This window comes from Butyricicoccus sp. OF27-2pH9A (assembly GCF_027693185.1).
Classification (GTDB): domain Bacteria; phylum Bacillota; class Clostridia; order Oscillospirales; family Butyricicoccaceae; genus Agathobaculum; species Agathobaculum butyriciproducens.
On sequence record NZ_JAQEXK010000052.1, the window covers coordinates 360 to 1,186 of the forward strand.

The 827-nt window shown below is 55.1% G+C and carries 1 protein-coding gene and 1 pseudogene; both read right to left on the reverse strand.

What is annotated here, in order from left to right; all coding sequences use genetic code 11:
* Window positions 1-339: pseudogene (locus PG722_RS13935) on the reverse strand (hypothetical protein); the annotation flags it as partial.
* Between the two features lie 14 nt (window positions 340-353).
* Window positions 354-827: antirestriction protein ArdA (locus PG722_RS13940; protein WP_270580886.1), on the reverse strand; the 474-nt coding region annotated here is incomplete at its 5' end.

The window sequence follows — 827 nt, forward strand, 5'->3', positions numbered from 1 at the left end:
GTTCTGTTTTTCCTTCTTTCCCACCGGGAAATTGGAAGGCCCGGCGATCAGCACAGAGGGAACCCTTGCGTCAATGGCAAAGCCTTGGTTCATGTTTTCGGCCAGCTTGCGGGCGTAGGTGTCTAACAGATGGTCGATCTTCTCATGGTACATGGGGTCCACCCGGGATTTCTGCTTTTCCGCTACGGCGGCGGCCTTGTCCACCATTGCCCGGTATTCCGCCGTTGCGCTCCCTTCCTTGTAGTCGGAAAAGCTGTTCATTTCCTTTGCCCGGCGGGCGGCTCCTTCATTGATAGGGTAATAGTTGATGGTATGCACCTCCTTTATGCTTCGGGCCATGCTGGCCCGAAGTCTTACCGTTCTTCATGGGAAGGCCCCGCCTTGTCCTTTTTCGGAGCGGGTGGGGCTTCTTGAAACCGTTTGAGTGTAGCGAGAATGGAGTGGACAGGCTCGGCCTTTTCAGGATAGGCAAATATCCGGTGTTCCGGCGGAATGTCCTGCGGCCCGTGGTAATACTCCTTGAAGCCCTCCGGGACTGCCGACACATACCCACCGGGAGCGAATACGCCGCCCTCGTTGATACGCACATCCCGCCCGTATGCCTCATAATCGAAGTAGTTCTGAATGTGCTCCGGTATGTCGATAGTCCCAAGCTCGTCGGCGTAAAGACGGCCCAGCCCTTCATCATCGGAAATATCCGGGTAAAAGCGGTAAAGGTCAAGGTTCTGCGTCAGGTTTATCAAATCCTTCACGCTCCTTGTGTGGTTTCCCAAGACAAGAGCGGCTTCAAAGGTTTCCAGTCCGCCCTTATCCCGTACTTCCAGCAG